This window comes from Actinomycetospora termitidis (assembly GCF_030286555.1).
GTDB classification, from domain to species: domain Bacteria; phylum Actinomycetota; class Actinomycetes; order Mycobacteriales; family Pseudonocardiaceae; genus Actinomycetospora; species Actinomycetospora termitidis.
Genome location: NZ_JASVWF010000002.1, coordinates 608,617 through 627,195 on the forward strand (window position 1 = coordinate 608,617; position 18,579 = coordinate 627,195).

The 18,579-nt window shown below is 74.1% G+C and carries 15 protein-coding genes; 7 read left to right on the forward strand and 8 right to left on the reverse strand.

Features of this window, described 5'->3' with window-relative positions; all coding sequences use genetic code 11:
- The first annotated feature begins 100 nt into the window (after positions 1-100).
- Entirely contained in the window at positions 101-1,228 is a 1,128-nt protein-coding gene (locus QRT03_RS10790; protein WP_286052730.1) for a baeRF2 domain-containing protein, read from the forward strand.
- A 345-nt stretch (positions 1,229-1,573) separates the two neighbouring features.
- Here QRT03_RS10790 and sthA read toward each other — a convergent pair whose 3' ends face one another.
- Positions 1,574-2,986 carry a Si-specific NAD(P)(+) transhydrogenase gene (gene sthA / locus QRT03_RS10795; RefSeq protein WP_286052731.1) on the reverse strand — a complete coding sequence of 471 codons (1,413 nt, stop codon included), beginning with the start codon at positions 2,984-2,986 and terminating at the stop codon, positions 1,574-1,576.
- A 222-nt stretch (positions 2,987-3,208) separates the two neighbouring features.
- On the opposite strand from sthA, the gene QRT03_RS10800 reads away from it, so the two are divergent.
- The gene (locus QRT03_RS10800) at positions 3,209-4,237 is read left to right on the forward strand and encodes a DUF4192 domain-containing protein (RefSeq protein WP_286052732.1); all 1,029 of its coding nucleotides are present in this window, start codon (positions 3,209-3,211) and stop codon (positions 4,235-4,237) included.
- Positions 4,238-4,241: 4 nt separating this feature from the next.
- On the opposite strand, the gene QRT03_RS10805 is transcribed toward QRT03_RS10800, so the two are convergent.
- Genes QRT03_RS10805 through QRT03_RS10815 form a run of 3 tightly spaced genes read right to left on the reverse strand, consistent with a single transcriptional unit; the run spans position 4,242 to position 6,653 of the window.
- The gene (locus tag QRT03_RS10805) at positions 4,242-4,916 is read right to left on the reverse strand and encodes an HAD hydrolase-like protein (RefSeq protein ID WP_286052733.1); all 675 of its coding nucleotides are present in this window, start codon (positions 4,914-4,916) and stop codon (positions 4,242-4,244) included.
- On the reverse strand, positions 4,913-5,881 hold the full coding sequence (gene galE, locus QRT03_RS10810) for a UDP-glucose 4-epimerase GalE (RefSeq protein WP_286052734.1): 969 nt from the start codon (positions 5,879-5,881) through the stop codon (positions 4,913-4,915). Before galE ends, QRT03_RS10805 begins: the two co-directional genes overlap by 4 nt.
- Before the next feature lie 58 nt (positions 5,882-5,939).
- The gene (locus tag QRT03_RS10815; protein ID WP_286052735.1) at positions 5,940-6,653 is read right to left on the reverse strand and encodes an iron-dependent transcriptional repressor DtxR; all 714 of its coding nucleotides are present in this window, start codon (positions 6,651-6,653) and stop codon (positions 5,940-5,942) included.
- A gap of 72 nt (positions 6,654-6,725) precedes the next feature.
- Here QRT03_RS10815 and QRT03_RS10820 point away from each other — a divergent pair, with 72 nt between their 5' ends.
- From QRT03_RS10820 to QRT03_RS10835, 4 genes are read left to right on the forward strand one after another with little or no spacing between them, the layout of a single operon-like run.
- Positions 6,726-7,640, forward strand: a complete 915-nt coding sequence (locus QRT03_RS10820; protein ID WP_286052736.1) for a sulfurtransferase — start codon at positions 6,726-6,728, stop codon at positions 7,638-7,640.
- 10 nt (positions 7,641-7,650) lie between these two features.
- On the forward strand, positions 7,651-8,817 hold the full coding sequence (locus QRT03_RS10825; RefSeq protein ID WP_286052737.1) for an acetoin utilization protein AcuC: 1,167 nt from the start codon (positions 7,651-7,653) through the stop codon (positions 8,815-8,817).
- A gap of 3 nt (positions 8,818-8,820) precedes the next feature.
- Positions 8,821-11,562: a bifunctional acetate--CoA ligase family protein/GNAT family N-acetyltransferase gene (locus QRT03_RS10830; protein ID WP_286052738.1), complete on the forward strand. Its 2,742-nt coding sequence runs from the start codon at positions 8,821-8,823 to the stop codon at positions 11,560-11,562.
- A 56-nt stretch (positions 11,563-11,618) separates the two neighbouring features.
- Positions 11,619-12,107, forward strand: a complete 489-nt coding sequence (locus tag QRT03_RS10835; protein WP_286052740.1) for a hypothetical protein — start codon at positions 11,619-11,621, stop codon at positions 12,105-12,107.
- Between the two features lie 228 nt (positions 12,108-12,335).
- On the opposite strand, the gene QRT03_RS10840 is transcribed toward QRT03_RS10835, so the two are convergent.
- From QRT03_RS10840 to QRT03_RS10850, 3 genes are all read right to left on the reverse strand, one after another.
- Positions 12,336-13,367, reverse strand: coding sequence for a sigma-70 family RNA polymerase sigma factor (locus tag QRT03_RS10840; protein ID WP_286052741.1), 1,032 nt, complete (start codon positions 13,365-13,367; stop codon positions 12,336-12,338).
- Between the two features lie 156 nt (positions 13,368-13,523).
- On the reverse strand, positions 13,524-13,958 hold the full coding sequence (gene dtd, locus QRT03_RS10845; protein WP_286052742.1) for a D-aminoacyl-tRNA deacylase: 435 nt from the start codon (positions 13,956-13,958) through the stop codon (positions 13,524-13,526).
- Positions 13,955-15,475: a DUF7782 domain-containing protein gene (locus tag QRT03_RS10850; RefSeq protein ID WP_286052743.1), complete on the reverse strand. Its 1,521-nt coding sequence runs from the start codon at positions 15,473-15,475 to the stop codon at positions 13,955-13,957. Before QRT03_RS10850 ends, dtd begins: the two co-directional genes overlap by 4 nt.
- A 222-nt stretch (positions 15,476-15,697) precedes the next feature.
- Here QRT03_RS10850 and acs point away from each other — a divergent pair, with 222 nt between their 5' ends.
- Entirely contained in the window at positions 15,698-17,638 is a 1,941-nt protein-coding gene (gene acs / locus QRT03_RS10855; RefSeq protein WP_286052744.1) for an acetate--CoA ligase, read from the forward strand.
- Here the strand turns inward: acs and QRT03_RS10860 are convergent.
- Complete coding sequence (locus QRT03_RS10860) at positions 17,625-18,566, reverse strand: lysophospholipid acyltransferase family protein (RefSeq protein ID WP_286052745.1); 942 nt, start codon at positions 18,564-18,566, stop codon at positions 17,625-17,627. The genes acs and QRT03_RS10860 overlap by 14 nt on opposite strands.
- Positions 18,567-18,579: the final 13 nt, after the last annotated feature.

Sequence of the window (18,579 nt, forward strand, 5' to 3'; positions counted from 1 at the left end):
TCGGACGTTAAACCTCCCCCCGTCATCGGGTACGGCAGGCCGCAACAGCAGACATCGTGCCGCGGGCCCCGAACCCGCGGCCTGGAGGAGGAACAGCAGAATGGACCTGTCGCGCACGCGGGAACTGTTCGAGCGGCCGGGACCGTTCGCGACGGTGTACCTGGAGGCGACGAACCCGGGCGAGAACGCGGCGAAGCAGACCGAGCTCCGGTGGCGCGGGCTCGCCGACTCGCTGACCGAGCAGGGCGCCGACGACAAGACGGTCGCCGCGCTCGAGGAGGTCTTCGCCGGCACGCGTGGCGGCGACCTCGACGCGTACGGCCGCGTGGTCGTGGCCGCGGGCGGCGAGGTGCTCCTCGACGAGCCGGTGGAGGGCGTCGACCGCTCGGGCGACGTCGCGACGTGGTCCCCGCTGCCCGAGCTGGGGTCCTACTTCCGGTCGCAGTCCGGCAGCGTCCGGGTGGTGCTCGCGGTCGTCGACCAGACCGGTGGTGACGTCTACCAGGTGGTCGCCTCCAACGTGGAGGGCGCGCGCGAGGTCGACGAGGAGACCGTCCGCGGCAGCGCGGTGGAGTCGGTGCACAAGCCCCGCGAGGGCGGCAACGCGCACAAGCAGCGCCAACGTCGCCACGCCGAGGCGGCCTACCAGAACGCCGCCGACGTCGTGAAGGGCATCCAGTCCGCCGTCTCGTCGTTCCGGCCGGAGATCATCGTGCTCGCCGGCGAGGTCAGCGGCCGCGAGGTCGTCCGGGCCGAGATGACGAAGGGCCTGCTGGAGATCACCCAGGAGGTCGACGCGGGCAGCCGTGCGGCCGGTGCCAGCGAGGACGCTCTCGAGGACGCGCTGCTCACCGAGGCGGGCCGGGCCGCGACCCGCAAGGAGACCTCGGTCCGCGAGCGGTTCCACGAGGCGAAGGCGCACAACAACGCCGCCGAGGGCCTCGAGGCGGTCCTCGAGGCGGCCCGCGCCGGCGCGGTGGAGACCCTGCTCCTCGTCGACGCCACGACGGTGCCCGGCGAGCTGTGGACCGGGTCGGCCCCCGAGGCCGTCTCCACCGAGAAGGACCGCGCCGCGTCGCTGTCCGACGGCGAGGTCGTCCAGCGGCCCGCCGAGCAGGTGCTGCTGCGCACCACGGGCGCGCTCGGCGGCTCGGTCGCCGTCCTCGGCGCGGGCACGGAGCTGACCGACAACGTCGGCGCGCTCCTGCGCTTCCCGGTCGGGGGCTGAGCGCCTCGTCCGGCTCACCTTGTCGCGGTGTACCGCGCGTCCGCGGGCAGCTTGTCGTTGGGAATCCCAGCGACAAGCTGCTGACCGGGCGGCGGGTTCCCGCGACAAGGTGTCGCGGGACGTGGTCCGCCGTCGGGAGGCGGTCTGACCGGCGCGTGCGGCGCGCCGGGGTCCGGCCATCGCGCCAGCTCGCCTGGTTCCAGCTTGTCGCGGCCTTCCGCGCTTCCGCGGGCAGCTTGTCGCTGGGATTCCCAGCGACAAGCTGAGGTGGGTGCGACAGATTCCCGCGACAAGGTGCCGCCCGACGCGATCCGTGGCCGAGAAGCCCGCGGTCGCGCGGGCGCGTCAGCCGAAGGCCTGCAGCGCGCGGATCTTGTTCGTCGCGTCCAGGGCCGCGACCTTGTAGGCCTCGGAGAGCGTCGGGTAGTTGAGCACCGCGTCGACGAGGTAGTCGACGGTGCCGCCGCAACCCATGATCGCCTGGCCGACGTGGACGAGCTCGGTCGCGGAGGTCCCGAAGACGTGCACGCCGAGCAGCGCGTGATCGGTCGGGGAGACCAGCAGCTTGAGCATCCCGTAGTCGTCCCCGACGATCTGACCGCGCGCGAGCTCGCGGTACCGGGCGATCCCGACCTCGTAGGGCACGGACCGCTCGGTCAGCTCGGCCTCGGTGGCGCCGCAGTAGGACACCTCGGGGATCGTGTAGATGCCGTACGGCGCGAGCGCGGCGTCGGAGCGGCCCGCGGGCTCGCCGAAGGCGTGGTACGCGGCCTGCCGGCCCTGCTCCATCGACGTCGCGGCCAGGGCGGGGAAGCCGATCACGTCGCCGACCGCGTAGATGTGGGGCACCACGGTCCGGTAGTGCTCGTCGACCTTCAGCCGACCCCGGGCGTCCGCCTCGAGCCCGGCCTTCTCGACGGCGAGCTCCTCGGTCACCCCCTGCCGGCCGGCGGAGTACATGACGGTCTCGGCGGCGATCTTCTTGCCGCTCGCCAGCGTGGTGACCGTGCCCCGCTCGGACACGCTCACGCCGGAGACCTCCTCGCCGAAGCGGAAGGTGACCGCGAGGTCGCGCAGGTGGAACTTCAGCGACTCGACCACCTCGGCGTCGCAGAAGTCGAGCATCGCGGGACGGCGCTCGACCACGGTCACCCGCGTGCCGAGGGCGGCGAACATGGAGGCGTACTCGATGCCGATCACGCCGGCCCCGACCACCACCATGCTCGCCGGGATGGCCTCCATGGCGAGGATGCCGTCGGAGTCGACCACACGGCGGTCGTCGAACTCGACGGACGGTGGCCGGGCCGGCTTCGTCCCGGTCGCGACGACGATCTTCGAGGCGGTGACCGTCTGGTGCTCGCCGCGGCGCTCGCCCAGGACCTCGACGGCGTGCTCGTCGAGGAAGCGCGCGGCGCCGGAGAGCAGGTCGACCCGGTTGCGCTGGAGCTGGTTGCGGATCACCTCGACCTCTCGGCCGATCACGAAGTGCGTGCGCGCGAGCAGGTCCTGCACGGTGATGTCCTGCTTCACGCGGTAGCTCTCGCCGTAGAGCCCGCGCATCGCGTACCCGGTGAGGTAGAGCACCGCCTCGCGCAGGGTCTTCGACGGGATCGTCCCGGTCTGCGTGCAGACCCCGCCCACCATCCCGCGCCGTTCGACGACGGCGACCCGTTTCCCGAGCTTCGCCGCCGCGATCGCGGCCTTCTGCCCACCCGGCCCGGAGCCGATGACGAGCAGGTCGTAGTCGTGGCTCTCCACGCGGTGACTCTGACCGGTGACCCCGGCGGGGGCAAGCGGGTCCGGATGACGTCCCGGTGAAGGTCATCCGGAGCGTGCGGCCGATCGGGTGAACCGTGGATCCGGGGCGGCGCCGCGGGAGTCGACCCCGGTGTGAGCACCCGGAAGAGACGCCCCCGCATCCCCACCCGCCGCATCCCCGCCCCGCGACCCGCACGCCCGGGCCGGGAGGAGGCCGTGGTCGTGTCGATCACGGACCCGCCGGACCTCGTCGCGGCCCTCCCGCCGCTGTTCGGCTTCACCCCGTCGGAGTCCGTCGTGGGCCTCGCCCTGCACGGACGGCCGGGCCGGCTGCGCCTCGGTGCGTCGGTCCGGATCGACCTCGGGCGGGGTCCCGACGACGACGCCGTCCTCGCCGCCGCCGTGCGGGACCGGCTGGTGCCGACCGGGCCGGACGCGGTCATCGTCGTGGTGGTGTCGGCCGACCCGGTCTCCGACGACGGCCGTCCGCCGCACGCGGGCCTGGTCGACGCTGTCACGGACGCGTTCGGGCAGCAGCGGGTCCGGGTCGAGGGCGCGGTGTGGGCGGAGCGGGTGGTGGCCGGCGGCCCGTGGCGCTGCTACGACCCGTGCGACTGCTCGGGGACGTTGCCGGACCCGGGCGGCACCCGCACCGCCGCCGAGATGACCGGGCTCGGCCGGGTGACCTACGGCTCGCGCGAGGAGGTGGCCGCGTCGTTGGCCCCCGACCCGGCGGCCCGCTCCCGCCGTCGTCGGGACCTGGTCGACGACGCCCACCGGGCGGCCGCCCTCGACCGCGAGCTCGCGGGGCCGGCCGCGGTCCGGCGGGACCTGGCGACGGTCCGGCGGGCCGCGGCCGAGGTCGGGAGGGGTGGGGTGCTCACCGAGGAGGAGGTCGCCGCGCTGGCGGCGGCACTGTCCGACAAGCAGGTGCGCGACGTCTGCCTCGGGTTCGCCGCGGAGCAGGACCCCGAGGTGGACCCGGTGCACGCCGAGGAGCTGTGGCGGGTGCTGGTCCGGGCCGTCCCGGCGCCCGAGGTCGCCGAGCCCGCGACGCTGCTCGCGTTCGCCTCGCTCGACCACGGCGGGGGCGCGACGCTGACCACGGCGCTGGACCGTGCGTGGACGGCCGACCCCGAGCACGAGCTCAGCCGGCTCCTGCAGCGCGTGCTCGCCCTCGGGAACGGCCCGGAGCACGCCCGGCGGATCGCGGTCGAGGGTGCCGCGGAGACCCGGCGGCGGGTGGGGTGAGGGGTCAGCGCAGCCCGTCGAGGGCGGCCGGGACCTCGGCCGGGGTGTCGACGACGGCGGCCGCGCCCGCCGCGATGAGCTCCGCCCGCCCGCCGAAGCCCCAGTCGACCCCGACGCACGGCAGACCGTGCGCCCGGGCGCCCTCGACGTCGTGGCTGCGGTCGCCGACCAGCCCGACCACCGGCCCGTCGTGCCGCGCGAGGGCGAGCCCGACGACGGCCGCCTTGCCCTCCACATCGTCGCCGGCGCCGAACACCCCGGCCGCGACGTACTTGTCCAGGCCGAGATGGGCGACGATCTCGTCGGCGTACTCGCGCGGCTTGCTGGTGGTGATCGCCAGCGTGTCGCCGCGGGCGACGAGCTCGGCCAGCAGGTCGGGGACGCCGGGGTAGACCTCGACGTCGAACATCGCGCCGCCGCCGTAGTACGCGCGGTAGGCGGCCATCATCGCGTCGGCGGTGGGCGCGTCGACGCCGAGCACGTCGCGGAACGCCCGCGGGAAGGGCGGGCCGATCAGGGCGCGCAGCTGCTCGGCGTCCGGCTCGTCGATCCCGACCGTCGCGGCGGAGTGCCGTACCGAGGCGCGGATCCCGGGGCCGGAATCGACGAGGGTGCCGTCGAGGTCGAAGCAGACCAGGGGCGAGCGGAGCGACGGGGGAGCACTCGGCTTGGCCGTCACGCCGGCACCCGCGACCGCACGAACGCCCACGCGTCGGCGACGATCCCGTCGAGGTCACCGCGGGTCGGGGTCCAGCCCAACCGCTCGTGGGCCCGGGCCGCGGACGCGACCAGCACGGCCGGGTCACCGGCGCGGCGCGGGGCGACGGCGGCCGGGATCGGGTGTCCGGTGACGCGCCGGCACGCCTCGATCACCTCGCGCACCGAGAAGCCCGTCCCGTTGCCGAGGTTGCAGATCAGGTGCTCACCCGTCGGGGCGACGTCGAGGGCACGCAGGTGGGCGTCGGCGAGGTCGTCGACGTGGATGTAGTCGCGCACGCAGGTGCCGTCGGCGGTGGGCCAGTCGTCCCCGTAGATCGCGACCTGCTCGCGGGTCCCGGCCGCCACCTGCAGCACCAGCGGGATGAGGTGCGTCTCGGTGGTGTGCCGCTCCCCGAACGCCCCGTGCGCCCCGGCCACGTTGAAGTAGCGCAGCGACACCGCGCCCAGCTCCCGTCCGGACGCGGCCGCGTAGGAGGTGATCGCGTGGTCGATCGCGAGCTTCGTCGCGCCGTACGGGTTGGTGGGCCGCGTGGGGGAGTCCTCGGTGATCGGGGAGGTCTCCGGCTCGCCGTAGGTCGCTGCGGTCGAGGAGAACACCAGGCGCGGCACCCGGTGCGCGCGCACGGCGTCGAGCAGGGCGATCGAGGTCACGACGTTGCCGTGCCAGTACTTCGCCGGGTCGACCACGGACTCCCCGACCAGCGAGCGGGCCGCGAAGTGGAGCACGCCGTCGTAGCCCTCGGCGAGGACCCCGGACGCGGCCACCGCCACGTCGCCCTGCACGAACGCGGCGCCGGAGGGGACGGCGTCGCGGTGGCCGGTGGAGAGGTCGTCCAGGACGGTGACGTCGTGGCCGGCGTCGAGCAGGTGCGCCGTGCACACGCTCCCCACGTAGCCGGCGCCGCCGGTGACGAGCAGCTTCATGACGACGAGTCTGGCCTACCGGCCTCGACGGGCTCCGGGACGGGGAGCCCGCCGGGCCTCAGACCGCGCGGACGAGGACGGCGTGCGCGACGAGCGGGTCGACCTCGGAGCTGCGGCCGCCCGCGCCGATGCCGACCGCGTCGCCGAAGCGGGGGATCGCGACGACGTCGACGTCGCTGCCGGGGAGCACGCCCGCGGCCTTGAGCCCGGCCATGAGCGGCTCGTTGAGCTGCACGTGCTCGGCGATGCGTCGGATGACGACCTTGCCGCCGCCCGCGCGGGCGAACTCGTCGAGGCGGATGAGCCCGGCCTCGTCGGGGGTCGGGGTGCGGGTGGGCAGGTCGACCACGCCGCCCCGCAGCTCCTCGAGGCCGGGGATGGGGTTGCCGTAGGGCGAGACCGCGGGCTCGCCGAGCAGCGCGAACACCTTGCGCTCCACGGCGTCGCTCATCACGTGCTCCCACCGGCAGGCCTCGGTGTGGACGTGCTCCCACTCGAGCCCGATCACGTTGACCAGCAGCAGCTCGGCCAGCCGGTGCTTGCGCATCACCGAGACGGCCTTGCCGCGACCCTCCGGGGTCAGCTCGAGGTGGCGGTCACCGGCCACGTGCACCAATCCGTCGCGCTCCATCCGCGCGACCGTCTGGCTCACGGTCGGACCGCTCTGCTCGAGGCGTTCGGCGATACGCGCGCGCAGCGGCACCACCCCTTCCTCCTCGAGCTCGTAGATCGTGCGCAGGTACATCTCCGTGGTGTCGATGAGGTCGTTCATCCCCACCCCTTCCGTCCCGTGGACGATCCTACCGAGCGACGCCACCACCTCCGGGGCAGGCACGATGGAGGGGTGCCGAACCCACAGGGGCCGCTCGTCAGCGCCGCCGACCTGGTCGCCGAACTCGCCGGGGGACCGGCCGGCGTCGACGGGCGCCCGGTCGTCCTGGACGTCCGCTGGCGTCTGACGCCACCCCCGAAGAAGCGCACCCGCCGTCGTCCGGACCCGGTCGGGGAGCCGGACTTCGACGCGGGCCACGTGCCCGGCGCGGTGTTCGTCGACGTGGACTCCGAGCTGGCCGGCCCGCCCGGGCCCGCGGGCCGCCACCCGCTGCCCGACCCCGACGACCTGCAGACCACGATGCGCCGGGCCGGGATCGGGCGCACGGGCTCCGTGGTCGTGTACGACGGCGTCGGCGCGGGCGACGGGATGGCCGCGGCGCGGGCCTGGTGGGTGCTGCGGTGGGCGGGCCTCGCGCCGGAACAGGTCCGGGTGCTCGACGGCGGGTACGGCGCCTGGACCGCGGCCGGCGGGGAGTCCTCGACGGCCTCCGGCGGCGTCCGCACCCAGGGCGACGTCGACGTGGCCGGCGGCGGCATGCCGGTGCTCACCGCCGACTCGGCGGCCTCGGTCGCGGCGCGGGGCACGCTGCTCGACGCCCGTGCCGCCGAGCGGTTCCGCGGCGAGACCGAGCCGATCGACCCGGTCGCGGGGCACATCCCGGGCGCGGCCAACGTGCCGGTCGCCGGACTGCTGACCGACGACGGCCGGTGGCGCTCGGCGACCGAACTCGCCGGGCTGCTCGAACCCGTCGTCGGGACGGTCGCGGGGGCCTACTGCGGGTCCGGGGTCAGCGCGGCGATGCTCGTGCTCGCCGCCGAGATCGCCGGGGTCCGCCCGCCGGAGGACCCGGTGGGGCTCTACGTCGGGTCGTGGTCGAACTGGGTGGCGGGCAAGCGGCCGGTGGAGACCGGGACGTCTCGGTAGCGTCACCGGCATGCGCGCCACGGTCGTCTGGGACGAGGCCCTGCTGGCCTACAAGCTGTCGAACGACCACCCGCTGCACCCGGTGCGGCTGGACCTGACGATGCGGCTCGCCCGCAGCCTCGGGGTGCTCGAGGGCGTGGAGCCGCTGATCCCCACCCCGGCCCCGGACGATGAGCTGGAGCGGGTCCACGTCGCGTCGTACCTGGAGGCCGTGCGGCGGGCGCCGAGCCACGGCGACGACCCCGTCCACCAGCTCGGGACCAGCGACAACCCGATCTTCGAGGGCATGCACGACGCGTCCGCGCTGGTGGCGGGCGGGTCGATCGCGGCGGCCCGGGAGATCGCGGAGGGCCGGGCGGACCGGGCGGTGAACCTCTCCGGCGGGCTGCACCACGCGATGCGCGACCACGCGTGGGGCTTCTGCGTCTACAACGACTGCGCGATCGCGATCAGCTGGCTGCTCGACCACGGCTACACCCGGATCGCCTACCTCGACACCGACGTCCACCACGGCGACGGCGTGCAGGCGGCGTTCCTCGACGACCCGCGCGTGATGACGATCTCGGTCCACCAGCACCCGCGGACGCTGTGGCCGGGCACCGGGTTCGCCTCCGAGCTCGGCGAGGGCGCCGCGGCGGGCACCGCGATCAACCTGCCGCTCCCGCCCGGCACGCGCGACCAGGCGTGGCTGCGGGCCTTCCACGCCGTCGTCCCGGGCCTGCTGCGGGCCTTCGAGCCGCAGATCCTCGTCACCCAGTGCGGCGCGGACACCCACCACGAGGACCCGCTGGCCGAGCTGAGCCTCACCGTCGACGGGCACCGTGCGATCTACCGGGCCTGCCGCGACCTCGCCGCCGAGTACGCCGGCGGCAAGTGGCTCGCGCTCGGCGGGGGCGGCTACAACCTGATCCGCGGTGTTCCCCGTTCCTGGACCCACCTGCTCGCCACGGTCCTCGACCGGGACGTCGACCCGGACCGGACGATCCCGGCGGAATGGACGTCACACGCCGCCACGCTGTCGAACCGGCCGGTGCCGACGACGATGACGGAGGAGGCTCCGACGGACTGGACGCCCTGGGGCGGCTACACCGAGGTCGACGTCGACCGCTTCGTCCTGGAGACCCGCCGTGCGGTGTTCCCGCTGCACGGCCTCGAACCGCAGAACGTCCTGGACTGATCCATGAGCTCTTCCCCGGCCTGGTCGACCACCGAGGTCTCGAGCCTCGACGCGGCCACCACCCCGGTGCTGGCGGTGCCGGACGCGCCCTACCCGCGGCACTGGGAGGCCGACGTCGTCGCGGCGGACGGCGTCACCGCCCACCTGCGTCCGATCACCCCGGACGACGCCGACGACGTGGTGGCCTTCCACGCCCGGCTCTCCGAGCGCACGCGCTACTACCGCTACTTCAGCCCCTACCCGACGATCCCGGCGCGCGACCTCAAGCGGTTCGTCGAGGTCGACCAGCACGACTCGGTCGCCCTGGTGCTGTGGCTCGCCACCGAGATCATCGCGATCGGGCGTTACGTGCGGCTGGGGGCGGACGACCCGTCCGCGGAGGTGGCGTTCGTCGTCCGCGACGACCACCAGGGCCGCGGGCTCGGCTCGATCCTGCTCGAGCACCTCGCGGCGGCCGCGGAGGAGGTCGGCATCAGCCGCTTCGTCGCCGAGGTGCTCTCGGAGAACCGGGCGATGGTGCACACGTTCCGGCAGGCCGGCTACGACGTGACGCGGTCCCTGGACGGCTCGACGCTGCACCTGGAGTTCGACGTCGCGGCGACCGACCGCTCCACCGAGGTGCGCCGCTCCCGCGAGCAGGCCGCCGAGGCCCGGAGCGTGGCGAACGTGCTGCACCCGCGGTCGGTCGCGGTGGTCGGGGCGTCGGTCGACGAGAGCAAGCTCGGCCACGTCGTGCTGCGCAACCTGCTGCTCGGCGGGTTCACCGGCCCGGTCTACCCGGTCAACCCGGAGGCGCGGTCGGTCCGCGGTGTGCGGGCCTACCCGACCGTGGGCGACATCCCCGACGAGGTGGACCTCGCGGTGCTCGCCGTCCCGCCCGAGGAGGTCGCGGGCGTCGTCGACGGGTGCCTGACCAAGGGGGTCAAGGCCCTCGTCGTCGTGACGACGGGGTTCGGCGAGACCGGCGAGGCCGGGATCGCCCGGCAGCGCGAGTTGGTGGCGTCGGCCCGGGCGCGCGGGATGCGCGTCGTCGGGCCGAGTGCGCTCGGCGTCGTGAACCTGGACCCGGCCACCCGGCTGAACGCCTCGCTGGCCCCGACCGTGCCGCCGCCCGGGCGGGTCGGGTTCTTCTGCCAGTCCGGCGCGCTCGGCATCCAGATCCTCGCCGCCGCCGCGCAGCGCCGGCTCGGGCTCTCGACGTTCGTCTCCGCCGGGAACCGCGCGGACCTCTCCGGCAACGACCTCATGCAGTACTGGGACACCGACCCGGCCACGGACGTCGTCCTGCTGTACCTGGAGAGCTTCGGCAACCCGCGCAAGTTCGCGCGCGTCGCCCGGCGGCTGGCCCGCCGCAAGCCGGTGGTCGCCGTGGCGTCCGGCCGGCACGCGACCCCCGGGCTCGCCGCGAGCACCTCCCCGCTGGAGGAGGCGTCGGTCGCGGCGGTGTTCGACCAGTCCGGCGTGATCCGGGTGAACTCCGTCGACGAGCTGTTCGACGTGGCGCTGCTCGTCGCGAACCAGCCGTTGCCGCGCGGGCCGCGGATCGGGGTGGTCGGCAACTCCAGCGCGCTCGGGGTGCTGGCCTCCGACGTGGCGCTCGCCCACGGGATGCACCTGGCGTTCCCGCCGGTGGACGTGGGCGCGATGGCCGACCCGGCCGAGCTCGCGGACGCCGCGCTGCGGGCCCTGGAGGACGACGCCTGCGACGCGCTCGTGATCGTGTTCTCCCCGCCGGTCGCGACCGACGGCGCCGCCCACGCGGACGCGCTCGCCGAGGTCGTGACCAGCGCCGACAAGCCCGTCACGACGACGTTCCTGGCCTCCTCCGGCGTGCCCGAGCACCTGGCGGTGCCCTCCGAGCACGGCGGCACCGCCGTGCCCGCGCGGGGGAGCGTCCCGTCCTACCCGTCCCCGGAGCGCGCCGTGATCGCGCTGGCGCGGGTGGTGCGCTACACCCAGTGGCTCGAGCGCCCGGTCGGCGACTTCGTGGTGCCGCCGGGCTGTGACCTCGCGGCGGCCCGCGCGTTCGTCGACGAACTGGGCCCCATCGAGACCGCGCTGGTGCTCGACGACGACCAGACCGCGGACCTGCTGGGACGGGTCGGCATCCGGGTCGCGCCGTTCCGGCGTGCCCGGACGAAGGACGAGGCGGTGCAGGCCGCCGCGGCGCTGCGGGCGTCGGCGTCCGGGGGCGAGGTCGTGGTCAAGACGGTGGTGCGGACCTGGCGGCACCGCAGCGACCTCGCCGGAGTGCGCACCGGGCTCTCCGACGACGAGTCGGTGGCGTACGCCTACCAGCAGCTCGCCGACCTGTCCGGGTCCCCGGAGGTCGACGTCCAGGTCCAGGTGCCGCCGGGGATGCCGGTGGTCGTGGAGCTGCGCGACGACCCGTCGTTCGGGTCGCTGGTCTCGTTCGGTCTGGCGGGGGTGGTCACCGAGCTGCTCGGCGACCGCGCCTACCGCGCCACACCGCTCTCGACCATGGACGCGCACACCCTGGTGCGCGCGCCCCGGGCGGCCCCGATGCTCGACGGCTACCGCGGTGCGCGGCCGATGGACCTGGGCGCGCTGGAGGACCTGCTGCTGCGCGTGGGGCAGCTCGCCGACCACGTGCCGGAGCTGCGCTCGCTCGTGCTCGACCCGGTCCTCGTGGCCGAACGCGGGGTGCACCCGACGTCGGTGCGCGCGGTGCTCGGCCCGCCACCGGGGCCCCGCGACGGCGGCCCGCGACGCCTCGGCGGGTAACCCGTGTGCGTGACGGGCGCGCGCCCGAGTGCCGTTCCGCGCGACCATGCCGGGCGATGCGTGCCGTCGGGATGATCGTGCTGCTGGCCACCGTCGTGCTGTTCGCGGCCGGGTGCGGGTCACCGGGCGGCGGTGGTGGCGGCGACACTCCTCCGGGCACGCCACCGACCGTGCCCACCGGTGCCCCTCCCGGCGGGACGTCGACACCGCCCGTGCCGGTCGACCCGCTGGTGGCCGACCCGCCTCCCGGCGGGACGGCCCTCGATCCCGCCCGGGTCACGACGACGGGTCTGCCGGCCGGCTTCCCGACGCTGGTGTGGTCGCGCGGTCCGCGCACGCTCGGCGTCTACGGGCGCTCGGGAGGGTGCACGGAGGCGGCCGCGACGGTCGTCGACCAGACGCCGGAGGCGGTGACCGTGCGCGTCACGCAGACCACCACCTCGACGGGGCCGTGCACGAGGGAGCTGCGCTACCCGGCGTTCGAGCTGCCGCTGACCGCGGATCTGGGGCAGCGCCGGGTCGTACTCACGGGGGAGCAGAACTAGGAAGGGCCGAGAAACCGGGACGGCCCCCGGCCGTCCCGGCCCCTCGTGGCAGGGCAGCCGCCATCGGCTGCCGGAGTGGGGGGAGCCGGGGGCGGTACCGCCGTCCCGGCGTGCGTCAGGTCACACGCCTGCGCTGACGCGAGCATGCCCCTCCCCGAACGGAGGGGTCAAGCTCCCGTGCCATCGCATCGTCCGCAGCCGAACCGACGTTCGGCGGGGTCCCCCCGGTCAGCTCGCGGCGTAGGCCTTGAGCCGGCGGGCCCGGTCGCCCTCGCGGAGCTTGGACATGACCTCACGCTCGATCTGGCGGACGCGCTCGCGGGAGAGCCCGAAACGCTTGCCGATCTGGTCGAGCGTGCGCGGCTGGCCGTCGTCGAGGCCGTACCGCAGCCGGATCACGTTCTGCTCGCGCTCGTCGAGCGTCGCGATGACCCGCCGCATGTCGTCGTGCAGCAGCCCGGAGATCACCGTCGACTCGGCGTCGGTGGCCTCGGCGTCCTCGATGAAGTCCCCGAGCGGGGCCTCCTCCTCGGACCCGACCGGCATGTCCAGGCTCACCGGGTCGCGGCTGTGGTCGAGCAGGTCGGCCACCTTCTCCACCGCGAGCCCCGACTCCTCGGCCAGCTCCTCGTTCGTGGCCTCACGTCCGAGGGTCTGGTGCAGGTCGCGCTTGATGCGGGCCAGCTTGTTGACCTGCTCGACCAGGTGGACGGGCAGGCGGATGGTGCGGGCCTGGTCGGCCATGCCGCGGGTGATGGCCTGGCGGATCCACCACGTCGCGTAGGTCGAGAACTTGAAGCCCTTGGCGTAGTCGAACTTCTCGACCGCCCGGATGAGGCCGAGGTTGCCCTCCTGGATGAGGTCCAGCAGGGGCATCCCGCGGCCGGTGTAGCGCTTGGCCAGCGAGACGACCAGCCGCAGGTTGGCCTCCAGCAGGTGGGCGCGGGCCCGCAGGCCGTCGCGCGCCACCAGGCGGAGGTCCTTGGCCCGGGCGGGCTCGAGGTCCTCGGTCTCCAGCAGGTGCGCCGCGTAGACGCCGGCCTCGATGCGCTTCGCGAGCTCCACCTCGTCGGCGGCCGTCAGCAGCGCGGTCTTTCCGATACCGTTGAGGTACACACGGACGAGGTCGGCAGCCGGGCTCTGGGCATCCAGGTCGCTCTGGATCTCGGCCTCGGTCTGCAGAGCAGTGGACTCGGTGCTCTCGGAGGTCTCGGCGCCGTCGGGGGTCGACTCGACCTGCGGGGCGAGTGTCGCCGTCATGAAATCCTCCCTGCGCGGCGTTGGTCTGGCGCGCCGCGTCACATGGTCGAACGCGCGATGGCGCGCGATCGTTCCCGCGCGCCGGGCTCCGTCGCGGATAGCCGCTTGTGACGGTCCTGACGCGTGGTTCGGGTCATCGCGCGACAACCGCCGCCCTCAGACCTCGACGAGCACGGTGAACGGCCCGTCGTTCACGGATTCCACCGCCATGTCCGCGCCGAACACGCCCGTGGCCACCGTCGCACCCCGCGTGCGCAGCTCGGCCACCACCGCGTCGACGACCCGCTCCGCCTCCGGTCCCGGTGCGGCCGCCGACCACGATGGTCGTCGTCCCTTCCGCGTCTCGCCGTAGAGCGTGAACTGACTCACGACGAGCAGTCCGGCGCCCGTGTCCGCGCAGCTCTGCTCCCCGTCCAGGATCCGCAGCTCGTGCAGCTTGCGCGCCATCGTCGCGGCCGGCGCGTCGTCGCGGGACGGGTCGTCCCGGTGGACGCCGAGCAGGACGAGCAGGCCCGGGCCGTCGAGCGCACCGACCACCGCGCCGTCCACCGTCACCGAGGCCCGCGTCACCCGGGCGACGACGGCCTTCACGACGGCGTCCGCGGCACCAGCAGGCCGTGCAGGAACAGTTCCCGGACCACGGGCAGCGCGGCCGCGGTGAGCTCGTCGACGTCACGGCCGTGGGCGACCGCCAGCAGCCCGAGGAGGTCCGACAGCGGCAGGTACCCGCGGCAGCCCGCGATCAGGGCCTCGCCGAGGTCGTCGAGGTCGTGGCGCCACTGCGGGCCGTCGAGGCGGACCAGGGTGCCGCCGATGCGCCGCCACCCCTCGTCGTCGCCGGTGTAGCCGCGTTCCAGGGCGGTGGTCGGGGGCGCCACGAGCGGCTCGTCGAGCAGGTCGTGCCCCCGGAGCCACGCCACCCGGTCCAGCCAGGCCTCGACCTCCCCGCCGAGCGGGTCGCCGATCGCCTGCCGCATGTCCTCGCACACGACCGTGCCGCCGCCCCCGGTCCGCCGCAGCGTCACGAACCCGAAGCCGATGCCCACCACATCGTGCGCGGCGAAGAAGTCCAGCCACTCCGCGGTCCGTGCGCGCCCGGCGGGCGAGGCGGGGTCGACGCCCGCGTCCCGCAGCCACGTGCCCACGTGCAGGGCGGGGTCGGCGACGTCGCGCTGCACGACCCACGCGTCCAGTCCGCCGGGCGCCGCGGCCGCCGCGGCGTCGGCCAGCCAGCGGCGTGGACGCGCCTGCCACCCGGTGCCCGGCTCCTCGGCGGCCGCCAGGTCCGCACCGGTGATCAGCCAGGAGGCCAGCAGCTGCCCGACCCCACCTGGCGTCAGGAAGCCGGGGAGGGAGGACACGAGCAGGGCGGAGGCGCCGTCGCCGCCGAGGCCGGCGTCGCGGTAGACGTGCTCGACGGCGGGCGGGCCGGGCACGAAGGGCGGGTTGCAGACGATCTGGTCGTAGCGCCGGCCGGCGACCGGCTCCCACCACGGGCCGGTGAGCACCTCGACGTCGACCCCGGAGATCGCGAAGGTCGCCCGGGCGAGGGTGTTGGCGCGCTCGGAGACGTCGGTCGCGGTGAGCGACGCGGCGTGCCCCGAGCAGTGCAGGGTCTGGACCCCGCACCCGGCGCCGAGGTCGAGCAGCGTGCCCACCTCGCGCCGCACGGTCGCGCGGGCCAGCGACATCGACGCGGCCCCGGCGCCGAGGACGTGCTCGGTCGCCTTGTCGGCGCCGTGGTCGAGGTCGGAGAGGACCCACCACGACCCGTGCTCGTCGGCGTGCGGGCGCAGGTCCAGCCCGGCGGCGATCCCGCCGTCGGTGCGGCGCAGCAGCTCGGCGTCGACCAGCTCGTCGACCCTCACCGGCGCGAACGCCGCGGTCGCCTCGTCGGGCGTCACGGCCTCCGACAGCAGGAAGAGGCGCACCAGGACGGGGAACGGGCCGGCGTCGGGAAGGCTCCGTCGGGCCGGTTCGGGCTCGCCGCGGTCCAGCGCGGCCCCGGCCTCGGCGCCGAGGGCCTCGGCGACGCCGTCGACGGTGAAGCCCGCGGCACGGAACACCGGGGCGAGCCGGGCGGCCACCTCCGGGAGTCGATCGATCACACCGCCCAGTCTGTCCCGGTGGATCGGTCCACCCGCCGGAAGGTCCGGTGTGACCGGTTGCACTCGACCACGAAGGGGAACACGCCCGTCCAGTGAGAGGGGACCGTGCCGCGTCGATCGTGGCAGGGTTGCCCGACGGGGTCGCCGTGGTGACGCTGCGCACAGCGCTGTCGCCGTGCCCGACCCCGGTCAGTGGAGTCACGAGGAACCGGAGGCCAGCGGATGTCGGAGCAGGGCTCGAGTCAGGGCAACCAGTACCCCCCGGACCCCGAGCTGTCCAAGACCGCCAACGCCCGCCCCGAGATGAAGGAACAGGGGCTCGAGGAGTTCTGGGACGAGCAGGCGAAGCAGCGCATCGACTGGTTCGAGCCGTACGAGACCGTCCTCGACTGGCAGCTGCCCTACGCGAAGTGGTTCGTCGGCGGGAAGCTCAACGCCTGCTACAACTGCGTCGACCGCCACGTCGAGGGCGGGAAGGGCGACAAGGTCGCCCTGCACGTCGTGCCCGACGACGGGTCGGACTCGGCCGACGCGCACGACATCACCTACGCGCAGCTGCAGCGCCAGGTCGTGAAGTTCGCCAACGGGCTGAAGAAGCTGGGCGTCGGCAAGGGCGACGCGGTCGGCATCTACATGCAGATGATCCCCGACGCCGTCGTCGCGATGCTCGCGTGCGCCCGCATCGGCGCGCCGCACACCGTGGTGTTCGGCGGGTTCTCCGGCAAGGCCGTCGACGAGCGCTGCACCGACTTCGGCGCCAAGGTCCTCATCACCCAGGACGAGGCGCTGCGCGGCGGCAAGGCCGGCGCGCAGAAGAAGAACGCCGACGACGGGCTGAGCGCGGACACGACGATCGAGAAGATCGTGGTGGTCAAGCGGACCGGCGGCGACGTCCCGATGACCGACGGCCGGGACGTCTACTACGACGACCTGGTCGCCGACCTCGACGACGACCCGTCGTCGTGCCCGTGCGAGCCGATGGACGCGGAGGACCTGCTCTTCCTGCTCTACACCTCGGGCTCGACCGGCAAGCCCAAGGGCGTGGTGCACACCACCGGCGGCTACCTCACCGGCGTCACGACCACGACCAACCTCGTCTTCGACGTCAAGGACGACTCGGTCTACTGGTGCGCCGCCGACATCGGGTGGATCACCGGCCACAGCTACATCACCTACGGGCCGCTCGCGAACGGCCTGACCTCGGTGCTCTACGAGGGCGTCCCCGGCTACCCGGACAAGGACGTCTGGTGGAAGATCATCGAGAAGTACGGGGTGACGATCCTCTACACCTCGCCGACCGCGATCCGCTCGCACATGAAGTGGGGCGAGCAGTACGCCCAGTCCCGCGACCTGTCGTCCATCAAAATCCTCGGCAGCGTCGGTGAGCCGATCAACCCCGAGGCGTGGGAGTGGTACCGCAAGTACGTCGGCGGCGGCTCCGCACCGATCATGGACACCTGGTGGCAGACCGAGACCGGGCACATCCTCATCACGCCGCTGCCCGGCATCACCACCCTCAAGCCCGGCATGGCGCAGCAGCCGTTCCCGGGGGTGAAGCCCGAGATCCGGGACGACGAGGGCAACGCCCTGGGGCTCAACCAGCCCGGCAACCTCGTCCTGACGCAGCCGTGGCCGGGCATGATGCGCGGGCTCTACAAGGACGACGAGCGCTACCGCGACACCTACTGGTCGAAGTACTCCGACGCCTACTTCGCGGGCGACGGGGCGAAGTACGACGACGACGGCGACATCATGCTGATGGGCCGCATCGACGACGTGACCAACGTGTCCGGGCACCGCATCTCGACCTTCGAGGTCGAGTCCGCGCTGGTCGAGCACGAGCTGGTGGCCGAGGCCGCGGTGGCGGCGCGGCGTGACCCGGACACCGGGCAGGCGATCGTCGCGTTCGTCTCGCTGGTCGGGGAGAACCAGGGCGACGACGAGCTCAAGCAGACCCTGCGCGAGCACGTCGCCACCCAGATCGGCAAGCTGGCCCGTCCGGCGGAGCTGATCTTCGCGCACGACCTGCCCAAGACCCGATCGGGCAAGATCATGCGCCGCCTGCTCAAGAACATCGCCGAGGGCGAGGAGCTCGGCGACACCACGACGCTGGTCGACCCCAGCGTCGTCGAGGTGATGCAGAAGCAGGTCAACCCGACGTAGTCGGCGTGCCGTCGGTGGTCGGTCCGGCCACCGGCGGCACCTCCCCGCGCAGGGTCGCGAGTTCCTCGGTGACCCGTCCCATGATGCGGTCGGTCGCCTCCTGCAGGGCCTTCCGCTGCCCCTGGCGCCCGACCAGGTCGGAGAGGTCCACCGGGTCGCCGGCCAGGACCCGCAGCGTCGCGCGGGGGAACAGGCGGAGCTTGACCCCGGTCGGGGGCATCAGGTGGTTCGACCCCCACTGGCCGACCGGGATCACCGGTGCGCCCGTTGCGAGGGCCATCCGTGCGACGCCGGTGTGCGCCTTCTGCGGCCAGCCGTCGGAGTGTTGCGGGAACCCGCCCTCGGGGTAGACCACGACGCACTCGCCGCGCTCCACCGCGGCGACCGCGGCGCGGTAGGCCTCGATGCCGGACGCCTTGCGGTCCACCGGGATGTGCCGGCCGCCCCGCAACGGCGAGCCGACGACCTTCATCCCCCACAGCTCCTTCATCGCGAGGAACCGCGGCACCCGGCCCTGCGCCATGCAGTAGGCGACCATCGTGATCGGGTCGACGTGCGCGAGGTGGTTCACCGCGAGCAGCACGCCGCCCTCGCGCGGCACGTGCCGCCCGCCGCGGAAGTCCCACCGCGCCACGGCCATGAGGACCGGCCAGAGCAGGTCGATGGCGAACCCGTACCCGAATCCGCGGTCGCGTCGGGCGTAGAGGATCCAGATCGCGAGCTTGCGCCAGAGCCGCATCGGCCGGCCCGGCGGGCGCCGGTCGTGCCCCTGCGCGACCCGGCGCACCCGCGGGTGGGGCCGCGGCGGCGGGTAGTCGTCCTTCGCCGGGGCGCGGGCGGGGGTGGGCGCGGCGGGGTCGGGCGCCGGCGCGGCCAGCGGGGAGGGGCCTTCGTCGGGAAGGGGAGGCTGCGGCGCCTGGGAGGACATGCCCCGGATCATG

Bases quoted from the DNA above. Each gene is read 5' to 3' on its own strand.
- QRT03_RS10790 (WP_286052730.1), top strand. From the start codon at position 101: ATGGACCTGTCGCGCACGCGGGAACTGTTCGAGCGGCCGGGACCGTTC.
- galE (WP_286052734.1), bottom strand. From the start codon at position 5,881: ATGAAGCTGCTCGTCACCGGCGGCGCCGGCTACGTGGGGAGCGTGTGC.
- QRT03_RS10815 (WP_286052735.1), bottom strand. From the start codon at position 6,653: ATGAACGACCTCATCGACACCACGGAGATGTACCTGCGCACGATCTAC.
- QRT03_RS10825 (WP_286052737.1), top strand. From the start codon at position 7,651: ATGCGCGCCACGGTCGTCTGGGACGAGGCCCTGCTGGCCTACAAGCTG.
- QRT03_RS10830 (WP_286052738.1), top strand. From the start codon at position 8,821: ATGAGCTCTTCCCCGGCCTGGTCGACCACCGAGGTCTCGAGCCTCGAC.
- QRT03_RS10835 (WP_286052740.1), top strand. From the start codon at position 11,619: ATGCGTGCCGTCGGGATGATCGTGCTGCTGGCCACCGTCGTGCTGTTC.
- QRT03_RS10840 (WP_286052741.1), bottom strand. From the start codon at position 13,367: ATGACGGCGACACTCGCCCCGCAGGTCGAGTCGACCCCCGACGGCGCC.
- acs (WP_286052744.1), top strand. From the start codon at position 15,698: ATGTCGGAGCAGGGCTCGAGTCAGGGCAACCAGTACCCCCCGGACCCC.
- QRT03_RS10860 (WP_286052745.1), bottom strand. From the start codon at position 18,566: ATGTCCTCCCAGGCGCCGCAGCCTCCCCTTCCCGACGAAGGCCCCTCC.